This window comes from Roseobacter sp., assembly GCF_045106495.1.
Classification (GTDB): Bacteria; Pseudomonadota; Alphaproteobacteria; order Rhodobacterales; family Rhodobacteraceae; genus Roseobacter.
This window is the reverse complement of record NZ_JBGCEQ010000011.1, coordinates 201,549-217,475: the sequence shown is the minus strand read 5'-3', so window position 1 is coordinate 217,475 and position 15,927 is coordinate 201,549. Positions and strand designations below refer to the sequence as shown.

Below are 15,927 nucleotides of genomic sequence, written 5' to 3'. Positions count from 1 at the left end.
GTCGCCATCCTAGAGTTCTCCGCTGACGAATGCGAACGACCAGAGCGCGAATCATTTGAGTGGGACCCAACGTTGGCAATGATGGTTACCGAACGGCTCCCCGAACAAGGCCACGCGCTGCGGCAACAATACCATCGCAGCTCGGCAAGGTGGCAGCATAGGCAGGTCCGGTGGCGATAAAGCTGTCTTCGGCTGTCAATCTTGCGTAGCTATCATGCCCGATCTCAGCCATCCACGCCATCAGAGCTTCGGACTGTCCGCCGGTTCGGCGGCATTCGTCAACAATCAAAACATTGTCGGTACCCTTAATAGCATCCAACAAGGCGTTTTCAGGCAAAGGAGCCAGCCAACGCAGATCTATCACGCGCGCATCGATGCCTTCGACCGCCAGATGTTTTTGAGCCTGTCGCGACAGATAGTGCCCGTTTCCGTAGGTGATGATGGCCAGATCTGTACCATCCCCGTGAAGACCCACGCTACCTAGAGATATAGTTCTATCCGGGTCTGGGTATTGCGTCATCCATCCTGCGTCTCCTTTGCTATGCAAATCGCGCATCGGATATAGTGCGATGGGCTCGACAAAGACGCAAACTCGTTGCTCGTCGCGTGACAAACGGTGGCATTCACGCAGCATCTGGGCGGCCTCAGTTCCGGTAGATGGGCACGCCAGGATGAGGCCTGGAATGTCGCGCAGAACGGCCAGCGAGTTGTCATTGTGAAAATGCCCGCCGAAACCCTTTTGATACCCCAACCCTGCGATGCGAAGCACCATTGGGTTGGCCCATTGCCCCGCTGAGAAAAAAGGCAGGGTCGCCGCCTCGCCGCGCAACTGGTCTTCGGCATTATGCAGATAGGCGAGAAATTGGATCTCTGGCATTGGGACAAATCCATTGTGTGCCATGCCGATGGCCAAACCTAGAATGGATTGCTCGTCCAGTAACGTATCAATGACCCGGTCCGGCCCGAAACGCGACTGAAGTTTTTGCGTAACCCCATAGACACCGCCTTTGCGCCCCACATCCTCTCCCATGATCAAGGTCTCGGGGTGCGCCAGCATCAGATCGTGAAGCGCCCAATTTAGGATGCGCGACATGGGCTGGGGCGCTTCCATTTGCGCCATTTCTGCACCAAACACAGTTTTACGTTCCTCGGGATCGGGACCGTTACGCGGCGCGGACACGCGAAGCGGCGGTACGATACTGGCCATAACATCCTGCGCCGTTGCAAGATGCGGACGCTTTGCAACCGACTGTGCCTCGATTTTCACGGCCTCCAATGTGTGCAGATAAATTTGTAGCAACGCATCCGCAGTGGCCATGTTGGCCGCGACCAACAAGCGCGCGGAATGCAGCAAAGGATCATTAGCCTCGTCTGCTTCAACTTCCGCGCGCGGCAAATAGCTTGTTGCAACATCTGCCCCAGCGTGCCCGTAAAGGCGCACCGTCTTCAGGTGCAAAAAAGCTGGCTTACGCTTTGTTCTGGTAAACTCGGCTGCCTCGGAAGCAACGGCGAACGTATCAAAAATGTCCAATCCGTCGGCTTCAAAATACCTGATACCGGCCCGGTACTGCATCGATGATTTGATCCAGCCGTTGGGCGTTTTGGTTGAAATGCCGATGCCGTTGTCTTCGCAAATCATCAAGAGCGGCAAAGGCCCGCCCTGAACAGAAGTCCAACCCGCCGCGTTGATCATGCCCTGCGCTGTGGAATGATTGGCTGAGGCATCGCCAAACGACACCATGGCCAGACCATCACGCGGCAGGATCTTGTGTTCCGGTGCACGGCGGCGGGCCAGACCGATGCTATAGGCGGCCCCCATTGCCTTGGGCAAATGACTGGCAATTGTGGAGGTTTGTGGCGGGATCATCAAAGGACGGCTGCCAAGCACCTTGTGCCGACCACCGCTGGTGGGATCTTCTGCCGAACAGGCAAAGCTCAATAGCATGTCACGCATCATGCCGTCCTGGCCAGCCTGCGCTGCGCGCGCGATCTGGAAAGCAGCGTCACGGTAGTGAAGGAAAGCGATATCGTCCGGGCGCAGCGCATGAGCGACAGCGGCCATACCCTCGTGGCCTGACGACCCGATTGTGTAATAACCCTGCCCTGCACGCTGCATAGCGCGGCTTTCTATGTCCAGCGCACGGCTGAGAACTTGCGCCTTGAAAAGATCGAGGGCTGCATCCGCCGATAATGCGCCACGTGTCGCGTGACCTTCCGGGAAATCCTCTGCCGCAAGGCGGGCGAGGAAATTGTCGTGCACAATCTGAACGCGGTCCATCGGTTACTCATTCACCCTTGCATCAGCCGGGACGCTGTTCTTAGAAAAACGCCTGAATACCGGTTTGCGCACGGCCGAGGATCAACGCATGTACGTCATGTGTCCCCTCATAAGTATTGACCGTTTCGAGGTTCATCATGTGCCTGATCACCTGAAAATCGCCGCTGATTCCGTTACCGCCGTGCATGTCGCGCGCCATGCGCGCGATGTCCAAGGCCTTACCACAGTTGTTGCGCTTCACGATGCTGACCATCTCGGGTGCGGCCTTTGCTTGATCCATCAAGCGACCTACCTGCAAAGAGCCTTGCAAGCCAAAAGAGATTTCGGTCATCATGTCCGCCAGCTTTTTCTGAAATAGCTGCGTGCCCGCCAATGGCTTTCCAAACTGGTGCCGGTCCATCCCATATTGACGCGCCGCGTGCCAGCAAAACTCAGCGGCGCCCAAAACACCCCAACTGATGCCGTATCGCGCGCGGTTCAAACAGCCGAATGGGCCCTTCAAACCCTGAACGTTCGGCAAAAGCGCGTCTTCATTTACCTCAACACCCTCCATGACGATCTCGCCTGTGACTGAGGCGCGCAACGAAAGCTTGTTGCCAATCTTGGGCGCACTGAGACCCTCCATGCCTTTTTCCAAAACAAAACCACGGATTTTGCCGCCGTGTTCTTCAGACTTGGCCCAAACCACAAAAACATCTGCAATTGGCGCGTTGGATATCCACATTTTGGAGCCGGTGATTTTATAACCTGTCGCCGTTTTCTCGGCGCGTGTTTTCATGCCCGCGGGATCAGATCCTGCATCCGCTTCGGTCAGGCCAAAACAGCCAATCCACGCGCCGGAACATAGTTTTGGCAGGTACTTCTTCCGCTGCGCCTCGGAGCCGTATGCATAGATCGGATAAATTACCAGACTCGATTGCACGGACATCATCGACCTATATCCAGAATCGACCCGTTCAATTTCGCGCGCGACCAGGCCGTAGGAGACGTATGATCCGCCAAGACCGCCATATTCTTCCGGGCAAGTAATACCCAGCAACCCCATGTCACCCATTTCGCCAAAAATCGAACGATCAGTTGTTTCGTTGGCAAAGGCTTCAATAACGCGCGGCTGCAGCTTTTCTTCTGCATACGCCTTTGCGGAGGCCTGTATCATGCGTTCGTCTTCTTCCAGTTGCTCAGAGAAACGGAAGGGGTCGTGCCATTCGAAAACTCCCAGATCCGGGGCGTCTTTGGCGTTCAATATGGGGCTCTCGGCGTTCATGTCTTTGTCCTCTTGTGCAGGCAGGCGACCAAATTGGGGTTGCCTTATTATTGCAAACCAAGCGCCAAAAGACTAACGATGCTTTTTTCTGCTACTTATGAGAAAAAATCATATGTCTGTGCCGCGCCGCTATCTCCCTTCCACTTCGGCCCTGGTGGCCTTTGAGGCTGTCGCGCGATTGGGCAGCGCCACACTGGCCGCGGCAGAATTATCTTTGACGCAAAGCGCCATAAGCCGCCAACTCAAAACACTGGAAGACCAAATAGGCGTCTCGCTTCTGAGACGAGAAGGACGGGGTTTGTCGTTGACCCCGAAGGGCCAAGCCTACATGCGCGACGTGCGCGCAATCCTGCAGCACCTTGGTCAGGCCACCGTATCTGCCCGCACCAGCACGGAGGGAGGCACTTTGGATCTGGCCATCCTACCGGCATTCGGGATGCATTGGCTTGCCCCAAGACTGCGCGACTTCGCGCGCAAACATCCCGAAGTCACGGTCAACTTGTCGACACGTTTGGCACCCTTCGATTTCCGGACATCTGTTTTTGACGCAGCGATTCATTTCGGACGAGAAGACTGGCCCAATGTCAACTATCTAAGGCTTTTGCCGGAGACTGTGGCCCCGGTTTGTGCGCCCTCCCTTATCAAGGAGCCTCTGACGAATCCGTTGGACTTGTTTCAGCACGATCTTTTGCATCTGGATACAAGACCGCGTGGGTGGTCCCGCTGGATGGGCGCCATGGGTGTGGAGAAAGACGTGCCACCGGGCATGGTGTTCGACCAGTTCTCAACCATGGCGCAGGCCGCAATCCACGGTATGGGCATCGCATTGCTACCAACCTTTTTTGCTGAGCCCTATCTGACCAGCGGACAGTTGAGCCTCGCGTCACAACATTCCTCGCAGAGCATCGGCAGCTATTATCTGGTTTGGCCGCAAGACCGCGCAGAGGTGCCTGCTTTGATTTCCTTTCGGCAATGGCTTGCCGCGCAGGCAGACTGACCCTAAGGGACCGTTTCCTCGGCCAAGAACGTGAATAATTTTAATGGTATTGTGTTTGATTTAGAAACACTTTGTATTTGCGTGCATTGCCGCCTTGCGGCCACGGCTTCGGCTATCTTCGGCCTTAATTCAAATTTAAATTAAATTCATCTGCCGATTGGGCGGGTCGATCCAAGGTCTGTTTGATTTGATGTTCAAATCTGTTGTTGAGTTGCCTTGTTAAACTTTGGATCGACCTCGCTCAGGCTGATTTGGCCTCTCACTAGCTCAGGTCATCTTCGTCGATCAAAGGCTCAATCAACTCCGCTCCCGACGCCCGATTTGAATTCACAGCCCTGCTGACACGGCGCATTTCCAGGTCATCTTCGTTCGGTGCCTGCATCAAGGTTGCGGCCCCATGTCCTGCCTCACCCAACCAAAGGCGCCAATCTTCTGGCCGCAAAGTGACGGGCATCCGGTGATGTATGCGTGCCATAGTCGCGTTTGCGGCTGTCGTCACGAGCGCACAGCATCGCAAAGTTTCACCATCCGGGCTGGTCCAGTCCTGCCAGACCGCCGCCATCACCAAAACCTCGCCGCGCGTCGGTGTGATATACCAAGGGGTCCGAACACCATCTGGCGTTTTTGTCCATTCATAGAAACCACTAGCGATGACCAAGGCTCGACGGGATCTTGCAGCTGCCCGAAACGCGGGCTTTTCGGCGATGGTTTCCCCACGCGCATTGATCAGAAGGGGTCCGTCGTTGGTTGCTTTGTACCATGAAGGCAAAAAACCCCAGCGCATGGTCGCCAGGCGCCTGCGATCTTCACCCGTGCCAAAAACGACATGGATCTGATCTGTTGGACAGACATTGTAGTTCGGCACATCCGGTAGATCATTGCTCGGTTCCGCCGAAAACAATTGCGCCATCGCGTCGCTGGGTAGGGTAATGGCAAAACGTCCGCACATGGGTGATGTTTAGTCGGAATGCCGCCCCATATCCAGAGGCGCAGCAGCAAAAGCAAAGCGCCCGGATATCATCCGAGCGCCTGCCTAACCTTCAAAACCCCGGTTACTTCATCGTGATACGACCGTCAGTATAGGGCGCGTAAGGTCCCTTTGCGGCAAGAAACTCCGCCGTCACATCTGCCAGATCCGGCCCGAAATCATAGGCGTTTTCGGCGGATTTGAACATGTCAAATCCATCGCCACCGTTGCGAACATAGTTGTTAGACACGACCGAATAGACCTTGGCCGGGTCAATCGGCGCACCGCCGACCGTCACGTCGCTGATCCGGCTGCCTACGGGTTTGGAGACATCGAAGGCATAGCTCATGCCGGCGACTTGCAGAAAACGACCCGCGCCTTCTTCATGTTCGCTGACACCGTTTTCGAGCGCTGCGATGATCGTTTCGCCCGTCACATCGAATGTGCTAAGCGTGTTCTGGAAGGGCAGAACGGTCAACACTTCGCCCATTGTCACTTCGCCCGCGTCGATGCTGGCCCGAATGCCGCCACCATTTTGAACGGCAATCTCGACACCCTGATCTTTCACGCGGGCCAGCATGGCGTCCGCGATCAGATTGCCCATGGCGCATTCACGGGCTCGGCAGTCTTCGCGAACCCCTACGATTTCGGCGGCGGTCTCTGCAACAACCTTGTTGCGTATTTCTTCCAACGGTTTGGCAGCCTGAGCGATGCGCGCTTGCGTCGCAGCATCCTGTTGCACCGAGCTGTCCATGATAATCGGTTCGCCTTGCGCTGCAGTAATGTTCCCGGCATCGTCAAAAGTCACATTTAACTCACCCAGAAACTTGCCATATGCATAGGCCTGCACGATTGCCGTTTCGCCCACCATGGTCGGATAGGGTCCATCAGCGCGCTCATTGGTATTGGACAAGAGCGAATTGGAATGCCCGCCAACAATCACATCAACACCAGTGGTTTCTGCCGCAACGCGTTGATCTGTTCGGTAACCAGAGTGGCTCAATACGACAATTTTGTTCACCCCCTCCGCCGACAGACGGTCTACTTCGCCCTGTACGGCGGCAACCGGGTCAGAAAAAGTGATGTTGTCCCCCGGCGATGCCAGTTCATCGGTGTCTTCAGGTGTCAAACCAATCAGACCAATCTTTTCGCCGCCGCGCTCAATGACGGTGGATTTGGCCAGCGTGTCCGCAAGCAATGGCTCGGCTGAAACATCAGCATTCGACATCAACACAGGAAATTTCACGGCGTCCATGAAGCCGCGCAACACCTCCGGCCCATCGTCAAATTCGTGGTTACCCACGGTCATGCCATCATAGCCGAGCGCGTTCATCATCTCCGCAGCCAAGGCCCCCTTGTAATAGGTGTAAAATAGCGTGCCCTGAAACTGGTCACCCCCATCCACAAGGATCGAATTGTCGGACCGCGCGCGCGCCTCGGCAATCGCGGTTACCAGGCGAGCCGAGCCGCCAAAACACTCACCTTCTGCGTCGTCTTCGGCCGAACAACCGCTGTCGTATTTGCTGATCGGTTCAAATCGCGCGTGAAAATCATTGGTGTGCAAAATTGTTAGATTGTATTCTGCCGATGCGATACCGCTGGTCAGGGCCAGCGCCGCGGTCGTTGTCAGGATTCGTTTCATGTTTTTCCCCTACGTTGGACTCTGCGGACATGGTGACGAATGACGCAATCGGTGTCAAAGGATCGGTGCGACACGCCCGCGGCTTACTCAGCGTCATCTGTTTTTGTGGCAGCATTTGTGCGCTCTTGACCCCAAGTAGGTCGCAGGGCATCAGCATACCATGATGATTTTCAAGATTTTCAGGCCGGACGAATGGGCCGAATTGCGTGCAAAAGGGCGGAGCGCCGGGGCACCGATCGATGTCGCCGATGGCTATGTGCATTTTTCGACAGCTGTTCAGGCGGCTGAAACCGCCGCAAAACACTTTGCAGGCGAAGGCGATCTAATGCTCCTTGCCGTTGAAACGGATGGACTTGGTAAGGACCTCAAATGGGAAGTTTCGCGCGGTGGCCAGCTGTTTCCGCATCTGTACCGCAATCTGGAAATGACAGATGTCGGATGGGTGCAACCCCTGCCTTTAGTCGATGGGATGCACCAGTTTCCTCCAGGTCTGGATGAGGCCAGCAAATGAGCGCGGATTTGTCGTGAAACAGTTGTTGGAACAAATAGGGCTGCGCGCATTGCGACGAACCGATCCCGAGACCGCGCATGTCCTGGGTATCAAGGCACTGCAAAACGGGCTGGCACCATCCCCAGGCCCCATCACCTCAGATCGCCTGGAGACCCATTTGGCCGGTATGTCACTGCCTAACCCTGTTGGCTTGGCGGCAGGTTTCGACAAGAATGCGCAAGCTATTGCTCCGCTATCGCAAGCGGGTTTTGGGTTTCTGGAGGTGGGTGCTGCAACACCCCTACCGCAACCCGGAAACCCCAAACCGCGATTGTTCCGATTGACCGAAGACGCCGCAGCGATCAATCGTTTCGGATTCAACAACGACGGGATGGAAGTCATTGGTGCCCGTCTCAAATCGGTGCAGTCGGCAGTCCCTGTCGGGATCAATCTGGGAGCCAACAAGACCAGCGATGACCGCGCTGCGGATTTTTCTAAGGTAATGGCTCACCTCCACGACGTTGTCGATTTTGCAACGGTGAATGTCTCTTCGCCCAACACTGAAAAACTGCGCGATTTGCAAGGACCCTCCGCACTGGCCGCCCTTTTGGCAGGCGTCATGGAAGAGCGGGGCACAACACCGGTTTTTCTGAAAATCGCCCCCGACCTATCGGAAAGTGAAGTCACAGATATTGCAAGCGTCGCTCGCAACGCCAAGGTCGATGCGATCATTGCCACCAATACGACCTTGGCCCGAGAAGGACTGCGCAGTGTCCAAGCCGGTGAGGCGGGCGGTCTTTCGGGTCAGCCGCTGTTCATTCAGTCAACCCGCGTGTTGGCGCAACTCTCCGCGCAGGTAGATATCCCATTAATCGGTGTGGGCGGGGTCAGTTCGGCACAACAAGCCTATGCAAAGATTTGTGCCGGTGCCTCGGCTGTTCAGCTCTATACGGGGTTGGTGTTTGGTGGGCTCTCTTTGGTCGGTGAGATCGCGCGCGGCCTTGACCGCCTGCTGGCGCGGGACGGGTTTGCCTCGGTGAGCGACGCCGTCGGGAGCCGTCGCGAAGACTGGCTTTGAGACCTAGGGTTTCTCTGTCGAAGCCTCCAATGCAGGGTAGCGCGAGCCAAGCGCCACGCCCCGCGCAATGAAAGAGATCAGCAAAGCCAACCAAAGTCCGTGATTTCCCAAAAGCGGCAGTAGGACCAAAATCGCTATCCAATAGATGACAAAGCTGAACAACATCATGTTACGCATGTCCTTGCCGCGCGTTGCCCCGATGAAGATGCCGTCCAGCATCCATGCCGCGCAGCCCACCAGCGGGGCCACTACCATGTAGGGCAGAAACTCGCGTGCCGTAGCCCGAACGTCTGAGTTTTTGGCCATCACGTCAATGATCCACTCACCCGCCAGCGCAAAACCCGCTGCCATCGACACGCATATGACCAAACCCCAAAACGAGGTTAGGAACGCACTGCGCCTGACATCCATACGGTTGCCGCGCCCAACGGCACGGGCAATCAAAGTTTCTGCCGCAAAAGCAAAACCATCCATCGCATAAGCGGTAATATACATGAATTGCACAAGCACTTCATTGGCCGCCAAGGTCACGTCGCCGAACTTTGCACCTATGAAAACAAAGGAAGAGAAAATGATCATGAGCATCAGGGATCGGATGAGTATATCTGTATTGAGAAGTGCCATCCGGATCAGTTTCGCTCGATCAAAAATGCACGGCCAGTCGCGCCAGGCGGGTATGGCAAAGGCGCTGCGACAGAACCAAAGGGCGAGAGAGGCACCCGTTACTTCGGCTATGACAGTGGCAATGGCTACCCCCGGCACGCCCCACTCGAAGACCAGCACAAAGAGTAGATCCAGCAGGATGTTGACGCCGTTCATCACCAGTTGGACCCAGAACACGCCCGCTGTGCGTTCCATTGCCACGAGCCAGCCAGTCAATGCGTAAACCGCGATTGCGATGGGCGCAGTCCAGATCCGGATGGTCAGGTAAGACCATGCCAGGCTCTCAACTTCTTCGCTGGCTGGGGCTAAATACAATGCGCCCCAAAAGATTAGCGGTTGCAGCAGGATCAACACAGCACCGCCTGCCAGCGCAACCAGCAGGGCGCGGGTCAGCCAGGCAGAGACTTCCGATTTGTCTCCCGCGCCTTCAGCCTGCCCCACAAGCCCGACAGTGCCCATCCGTAGAAACCCAAAAACCCAATACACAGTGGAAATGATGATGGCACCGAGTGCCACCGCACCAATGGGAGCAGCTTCCCCCATTTGACCCACGACGCCCACATCAACAGCGCCCAAGATCGGGACAGTTGCGTTGGACAGCACAATGGGCAAGGCAATCTTCAGTACCCGTCGATGCGTGATCGCTGATGGTGGCAGAACCCGCGTTTCAGTCACGCCGTTGCGGCATCAGAAAGTGCCCGGTCGCTTGTGCGAATAACCTGCTGCGATTGTCTTGCCACGCCTCGACATGAACGGAGGCGTAGCGCCGCCCGGAGCGGTTGATGCGTGCTCGAGCATAGGCATCCCGAGGCAGCCCTGATCTCAGATAATCTGTTGAAAAATCGATCGTTTTCGGGAGCTTTGGCAACCCGCCCTCTTGCAAAGACGCGGTATCGATCACGCCGGATTCAACATCCTCCCAAAGATACGTCCAGCTCAAGGTAATGATGGCGGTCACTTCCAAAAAGGCAGCTGTAACGCCACCATGAATCGCGGGTAGCATCGGGTTGCCGATGAGTTTCTGGTCAAACGGCAGAACGCCCGTCAGCTCGTCCCCTTTCCTCTCGAACTGCATACCTAGGTACTGGATATATGGCACGCCCTCGACCAGTGCGCGCAAGGTCGCATCACGGCGTTGTTTGATAACCTGAACCGGTTCAGGGGGGCGGCGGGGTGATTTCATCGGCTGCCCTCTACAGTGAAGGCACCGGTAGCAGCGGCGACCGGGTTGTCGGCATCTGCGTCCGTTGCCGTGGCCCGGACGAAGGCGACCGTCCGTGTGACGTGATAACAAGTTGCGTGGGCTGTGATGGTTTGACCGGGCGTTGCCGTGCGCATGTAATCAATGCGCAGATCAATGGTCGCTGTGCCACCGGCGTTGTCGGGATGGCACATCACGGCTGCGCCGCAGCAGGTATCCATCAACGCCGATACCGCGCCGCCGTGAATGACACCCGTTTTTGGATCGCCCACCAGTTTTTCATCATAAGGCATTTCAATTGTGGCAACCCCGTCGCCCATTTCAGTCAGACGCATCCCCAACGCTTTACTATGAGGAATTGCCGTGATGAATTGCCGCGCGATGTCGGTTTTTGTGGCCATTCTTGTCTGCTCCGGTTGGGCATTGCCCAGATTACGCTGCACCCTTTATCATCCCAGAGCGCGCCCAAGGGCAAGAGCGACGGTTGCACTAGAGAGGATAGCACCCTAGCCTGAGCACAGGGAGAAAAGCTTCATGGCAGAACCGCGCCTGACATTCAAAGAAATGTGCGCAAAATTCGACGTGACCCCGCGGACGTTGCGTTACTATGAATACATCGAATTACTGCAACCAGACCGTGAGGGACGCGCACGATTTTATGGCCCCCGCGAGAGTGCGCGCATGAAATTGATCTTGCGCGGTCGCAAATTCGGTTTTCAGTTGGAAGATATTCGTCAGTGGTTGCTAATCTACGAGAACGAAGGCACTGCCGCTCAAATGGCCGCATGGGTCGACCTAGCAGACGGTCAGCTGCAAGAACTGGCTGACCAACGGGCACAATTGGATGAAGCGATAGACGAATTGCGTGACCTGCGTGACTCTGTTGCCGCTGAAATAGAAAAATAATTTAGCCCGCCGGTGCCGTGATACCTTTTTCTGAGTATTCGCCCTAAATCCGCGCCTGCTTTTGCCATGCTTTGGCCCAATTTTTCAATTTTCCCAGTGTTTTCACGAGTAGCAGCGAGCTTTCGCTGAGGCATCTGTCAAAGTGACGTGACGTTCGGGTTACGTAAACGTCATCCAATATTGTACGTGAGCAGTCAGACCATATTTGGGCCATGACGAAACGCTTAGAAGAGATTTAACGATGACGAACGAAACAATGACAATCCGTCAGATGTGTGACGCCTTTGATGTGACACCGCGGACACTGCGCTTTTATGAGTCCAAAGAACTGCTGTTCCCAATTCGCGAAGGCCAAAAACGTCTTTTTACCCGCAGGGATCGCGCACGGCTAAAGTTGATCCTGCGCGGTAAACGGTTTGGCATCAGCCTCGAAGAGCTGCGCCAGTTGCTGGACCTCTATGATATCGGCGATCAGCAACACACGCAGGTTCAGGCGTCTTATGATGTCGGGGTCAAACGTTTGGCAGAAATGGAAAGCCAGCGAGACGCTCTGACAGAAGCGATCAATGATTTGAAAGCGCAACTTAAATGGGGCGCTGAAATGATTGCCTCGATGCGCGCAACGCGCAACGCCGCCGAGTAACACCCGTACCGCCACGAATTCAGGGAGATATACCAGATGCCTCGCTACACAGCCCCCACCAAAGACATGCAATTCGTTCTTCATGATGTTCTGAATGTCGCGGAACAACCGACACCGGGCTATGAAGATCTGGAAGCAGATTTCACCTCCGCTATTCTGGAAGAGGCCGGGAAACTGACGTCTGAAGTCGTGGCACCGCTCAACATCATCGGGGATACTGAAGGCTGCAAACTGGAAAATGGTGTGGTGCGTACGCCGACCGGGTTCAAGGAAGCATTTGAGACGGTCAAGGAGGGCGGTTGGCCCGGACTTGATATGCCGGAGCAATACGGCGGCCAAAACATGCCATGCGTCATTGGTACCGCCGTTGGCGAGATGTTTTCATCTGCCAATATGGCTTTCACGATGTATCAGGGTCTGACCCATGGTGCGGCATCCGCCATTCTCGCACATGGTACAAATGCGCAAAAAGAGATGTATCTGCCGAAGATGGTCTCGTGCGAATGGACCGGAACGATGAACCTCACTGAACCGCATTGCGGCACGGATTTGGGTCTGATGCGCTCCAAGGCTGAACCTCAGGACGACGGCAGTTACAAGATCACCGGACAGAAAATCTTTATTTCTGCAGGCGAGCACGACATGGCTGACAACATCATCCATCTGGTCCTGGCCAAGATCCCCGGCGGTCCAGACGGCATCAAAGGGGTATCTTTGTTCATCGTGCCGAAATTCATCATCAAAGAAAACGGCAGTCTGGGCGATCGCAACGCGGTTGCTGTCGGCAAAATCGAAGAAAAGATGGGTATCCACGGCAATTCCACATGTGTCATGAACTATGATGGCGCCACAGGCTATTTGCTGGGCGAAGCGCATAAAGGCATGCGTGCCATGTTCACGATGATGAATGAGGCCCGGCTTGGTGTCGGTATGCAGGGCATGTCCCAGGCCGAGGTCGCATACCAAAACGCATTGGACTATGCCAAAGACCGCCTTCAGGGTCGCGACGTGACCGGTGCTCAAAACCCGGAAGGACCGGCTGATCCCCTGATCGTTCATCCCGATATACGTCGGTCCTTGATGGATCAAAAGAGCTTTGTAGAAGGTGCGCGTGCATTCATGCTCTGGGGTGCGACACTCATCGATGCGGCCCACCGGTCTGACGACAAAGACGCCGATGGTCTGGTGTCTTTGCTAACACCGGTCATCAAGGGTTTTCTGAGCGATCAAGGATACGACATGACCATCAAGGCTCAACAAGTCTATGGCGGGCATGGCTATATCGAAGAATGGGGCATGTCGCAATTTACGCGCGACTCGCGGATCGCGATGATCTATGAAGGCGCCAATGGCGTGCAAGCACTGGATCTTGTCGGTCGCAAACTAGCGCTGGATGGCGGCAAACATGTGATGGCGTTTTTCGATTTGGTCAAAACATTTGTAAAGGAAAACGCTGGCCAAGATGCTGATTTTGATGCGCAATTCCTGGAGCCCTTGAAAGCCGCAAGCAAAGATTTGCAAGCGGCAGGTATGTATTTCATGCAGAACGGCATGAAAAATCCCAACAATGCGCTCTCTGGATCTTATGACTTCATGCATATGTTTGGACATGTGTGCCTCGGTCTGATGTGGGCAAAAATGGGCAAAGCTGCCAAGGTTGCGCTGGACAATAATGCTTCTGATACAGCATTTTACGAGACCAAACTGCGCACTGGTCAGTATTACATGGCGCGGCAACTGCCTGCCACAACCCTTCATCTCAGTCGCATTCAAACGGGCGCAGACACTGTGATGGCTCTGGAGGTAGCTAACTTCTAGAGATTGAAAAGGCATATGCGCGGCTGGTTCTGGCAAATGCAACGAACTGCCTTTGCCTAGTGCGAATAGTAACGGTGAGGCCTTGGGTCACAACTCAAGATTCTTACTGCAAGCGCGTCTGCGCGAAAAAGCGAGCACATCTGGGGAGGGTGCGACATGAGTAATGGAACGAGCAACGCCTCCGGTTGGATGACCGAAGAACACAGCATGATTGCCGAGATGACTGCGCAGTTCATCAAGAATGAATGGACCCCCAAATTCGAGAAATGGCGCAAGCAAGGCCAGATGGACCCTGAAACTTGGGCGCAAGCCGGTGAGTTAGGATTGCTTTGCCCTTCCGTGCCAGAGAACTATGGAGGCCCCGGCGGCGATTTCGGTCATGAAGCGGCAATCCTGATTGAAGCCGCGCGCGCCAATCTGGCAAGTTGGGGCCATGGCATCCATTCTGGCATCGTCGCGCATTACATATTGGCCTATGGCTCCGAAGATCAGAAAAAACGCTGGTTGCCGAAGATGGTATCCGGAGATCTAATAGGCGCACTGGCCATGACGGAACCCTCTGCCGGATCAGACGTCCAACGTATCAAAACCCGCGCCATTCGCGATGGGAATGCTTATCGGTTGTCGGGGCAGAAAACATTCATCACAAATGGTCAGCACGCCAATCTGATCATAGTCGCTGCAAAAACGGACCCTTCGGAGGGGTCAAAGGGCGTGTCGCTTGTTGTTGTTGAAACCGATAATGCACAGGGGTTTGCGCGCGGACGCAATCTCGAAAAAATAGGCTTGCATGCGGCCGATACATCTGAACTTTTCTTTGATGACGTTGAAATCCTGCCAGAAAACATCTTGGGACGCGATGAAGGTCAGGGATTTTATCAAATGATGCAGCAGCTCCCGCAGGAGCGTCTGATCATCGGTTGTGGTGCAGTGGGTGCTATGGAAGGTGCCGTTTCCCGTACGGTTGCGTATTGCAAAGAACGCGAAGCTTTCGGCGGCCCGTTGACGCAGTTCCAAAATACACGCTTCAAGTTGGCCGAATGCAAAACCCGCACAATAGTGGCGCGTAGCTTTTTGGATCAGTGTATTTCCGAGCACCTGCGTGGCGAATTAACAGTCGAAAGAGCCGCGATGAGCAAATACTGGCTTACGGACACCCAATGCGAAGTGCTCGATGAGTGCGTGCAGCTTCACGGCGGATACGGTTTCATGCAAGAGTACGCGGTGGCAGAAATGTGGGCAGACGCGCGGGTGCAACGCATTTACGGTGGCACAAATGAAATCATGAAAGAATTGATTGCGAGGACCCTATGACGATCCAACTGTATTGCTTTGGAGAAAGCGGCAACGCCTACAAGGCAGCCCTTGCGATTGAGCTTTCGGGCCTTGATTGGGCGCCGGTCAAAGTTGATTTCTTCGGAGGCGAAGCCCGCACGGCGGAATACCGCAGCACCGTCAACAGCATGGGCGAAGTCCCGGTGATGGTTGATGGCGATGTTCGATTGACCCAATCTGGCGTCATTCAGGATTACGTGTCTGAGAAAACAGGCAAGTTTAACGGCCAGGATGGGACGGAACGGCGGGAAATCCTGCGTTGGGTGTTGTGGGACAACCACAAGTTCAGCTCTGTTGCCGGTCCCACACGTTTTTTGATGCATTTCTTGCCGGAAGACAAACGCCCGCAAGAAGTTATTGGCTTCAATCAAGGTCGCCTCAAGGCTGCGTATGGTATTCTCAACGACCATCTTGCGCAACGGGACTGGATAGTTGGCGACAGTATCACCAACGCGGATATCAGCTGTTGCGGCTACCTGTATTATCCTGAGAGTTTTGGTTTCGACCGCGCCGACTGGCCCCATATCGACACATGGCTCACACGGATTTCCGAAACGCCAGGATGGAAGCACCCTTATGATCTGATGCCGGGCAGCCCTGCGGATCGTGCCTGATCCAATACCATGCGACCCGTGTGAGAAGGAG

15 protein-coding genes are annotated in these 15,927 nt (G+C 55.1%); 8 read left to right on the top strand and 7 right to left on the bottom strand.

Going from position 1 to position 15,927, the window contains the following annotated elements; genetic code table 11:
* Positions 1-85: 85 nt before the first annotated feature.
* Both AB8B75_RS09545 and AB8B75_RS09540 read right to left on the bottom strand, forming a co-directional pair.
* Complete coding sequence (locus AB8B75_RS09545) at positions 86-2,278, bottom strand: thiamine pyrophosphate-dependent enzyme (RefSeq protein WP_405361703.1); 2,193 nt, start codon at positions 2,276-2,278, stop codon at positions 86-88.
* A 40-nt stretch (positions 2,279-2,318) separates the two neighbouring features.
* Positions 2,319-3,542 carry an acyl-CoA dehydrogenase gene (locus tag AB8B75_RS09540; protein ID WP_405361701.1) on the bottom strand — a complete coding sequence of 408 codons (1,224 nt, stop codon included), beginning with the start codon at positions 3,540-3,542 and terminating at the stop codon, positions 2,319-2,321.
* 112 nt (positions 3,543-3,654) lie between these two features.
* Here AB8B75_RS09540 and AB8B75_RS09535 point away from each other — a divergent pair, with 112 nt between their 5' ends.
* Positions 3,655-4,539, top strand: coding sequence for a LysR substrate-binding domain-containing protein (locus AB8B75_RS09535; RefSeq protein ID WP_405361699.1), 885 nt, complete (start codon positions 3,655-3,657; stop codon positions 4,537-4,539).
* Positions 4,540-4,801: 262 nt separating this feature from the next.
* On the opposite strand, the gene AB8B75_RS09530 is transcribed toward AB8B75_RS09535, so the two are convergent.
* Both AB8B75_RS09530 and AB8B75_RS09525 read right to left on the bottom strand, forming a co-directional pair.
* A complete protein-coding gene (locus AB8B75_RS09530) occupies positions 4,802-5,488 on the bottom strand; it encodes an SOS response-associated peptidase (RefSeq protein ID WP_405361697.1) in 687 nt (228 codons plus the stop codon).
* Positions 5,489-5,591: 103 nt separating this feature from the next.
* Complete coding sequence (locus tag AB8B75_RS09525; RefSeq protein WP_405361695.1) at positions 5,592-7,148, bottom strand: bifunctional metallophosphatase/5'-nucleotidase; 1,557 nt, start codon at positions 7,146-7,148, stop codon at positions 5,592-5,594.
* Positions 7,149-7,308: 160 nt separating this feature from the next.
* On the opposite strand from AB8B75_RS09525, the gene AB8B75_RS09520 reads away from it, so the two are divergent.
* Both AB8B75_RS09520 and AB8B75_RS09515 read left to right on the top strand, forming a co-directional pair.
* Entirely contained in the window at positions 7,309-7,659 is a 351-nt protein-coding gene (locus AB8B75_RS09520; protein WP_405361693.1) for a DUF952 domain-containing protein, read from the top strand.
* Complete coding sequence (locus AB8B75_RS09515) at positions 7,643-8,716, top strand: quinone-dependent dihydroorotate dehydrogenase (RefSeq protein ID WP_405361692.1); 1,074 nt, start codon at positions 7,643-7,645, stop codon at positions 8,714-8,716. The genes AB8B75_RS09520 and AB8B75_RS09515 overlap by 17 nt, the downstream gene beginning before the upstream one ends.
* Positions 8,717-8,719: 3 nt before the next feature.
* On the opposite strand, the gene AB8B75_RS09510 is transcribed toward AB8B75_RS09515, so the two are convergent.
* Genes AB8B75_RS09510 through AB8B75_RS09500 form a run of 3 tightly spaced genes read right to left on the bottom strand, consistent with a single transcriptional unit; the run spans position 8,720 to position 10,981 of the window.
* A complete protein-coding gene (locus tag AB8B75_RS09510) occupies positions 8,720-10,054 on the bottom strand; it encodes an MATE family efflux transporter (protein WP_405361690.1) in 1,335 nt (444 codons plus the stop codon).
* Entirely contained in the window at positions 10,047-10,562 is a 516-nt protein-coding gene (locus AB8B75_RS09505) for a PaaI family thioesterase (RefSeq protein ID WP_405361688.1), read from the bottom strand. The genes AB8B75_RS09510 and AB8B75_RS09505 overlap by 8 nt, the downstream gene beginning before the upstream one ends.
* Positions 10,559-10,981 (bottom strand): PaaI family thioesterase, encoded by a 423-nt coding sequence (locus AB8B75_RS09500; RefSeq protein WP_405361686.1) that lies wholly within the window; start codon positions 10,979-10,981, stop codon positions 10,559-10,561. Before AB8B75_RS09500 ends, AB8B75_RS09505 begins: the two co-directional genes overlap by 4 nt.
* A gap of 133 nt (positions 10,982-11,114) precedes the next feature.
* On the opposite strand from AB8B75_RS09500, the gene AB8B75_RS09495 reads away from it, so the two are divergent.
* The 5 genes from AB8B75_RS09495 to AB8B75_RS09475 all read left to right on the top strand — a co-directional run bounded on the left by AB8B75_RS09495 (position 11,115) and on the right by AB8B75_RS09475 (position 15,896).
* Positions 11,115-11,486, top strand: coding sequence for a MerR family DNA-binding transcriptional regulator (locus tag AB8B75_RS09495; protein ID WP_405361684.1), 372 nt, complete (start codon positions 11,115-11,117; stop codon positions 11,484-11,486).
* Between the two features lie 241 nt (positions 11,487-11,727).
* Positions 11,728-12,129: a MerR family DNA-binding transcriptional regulator gene (locus tag AB8B75_RS09490; protein ID WP_405361682.1), complete on the top strand. Its 402-nt coding sequence runs from the start codon at positions 11,728-11,730 to the stop codon at positions 12,127-12,129.
* Between the two features lie 36 nt (positions 12,130-12,165).
* Complete coding sequence (locus AB8B75_RS09485; protein WP_405361680.1) at positions 12,166-13,947, top strand: acyl-CoA dehydrogenase C-terminal domain-containing protein; 1,782 nt, start codon at positions 12,166-12,168, stop codon at positions 13,945-13,947.
* A 156-nt stretch (positions 13,948-14,103) separates the two neighbouring features.
* The gene (locus tag AB8B75_RS09480) at positions 14,104-15,261 is read left to right on the top strand and encodes an acyl-CoA dehydrogenase family protein (RefSeq protein ID WP_405361679.1); all 1,158 of its coding nucleotides are present in this window, start codon (positions 14,104-14,106) and stop codon (positions 15,259-15,261) included.
* Positions 15,258-15,896, top strand: coding sequence for a glutathione S-transferase family protein (locus AB8B75_RS09475; protein ID WP_405361678.1), 639 nt, complete (start codon positions 15,258-15,260; stop codon positions 15,894-15,896). The genes AB8B75_RS09480 and AB8B75_RS09475 overlap by 4 nt, the downstream gene beginning before the upstream one ends.
* The last annotated feature ends 31 nt before the right edge of the window (positions 15,897-15,927 follow it).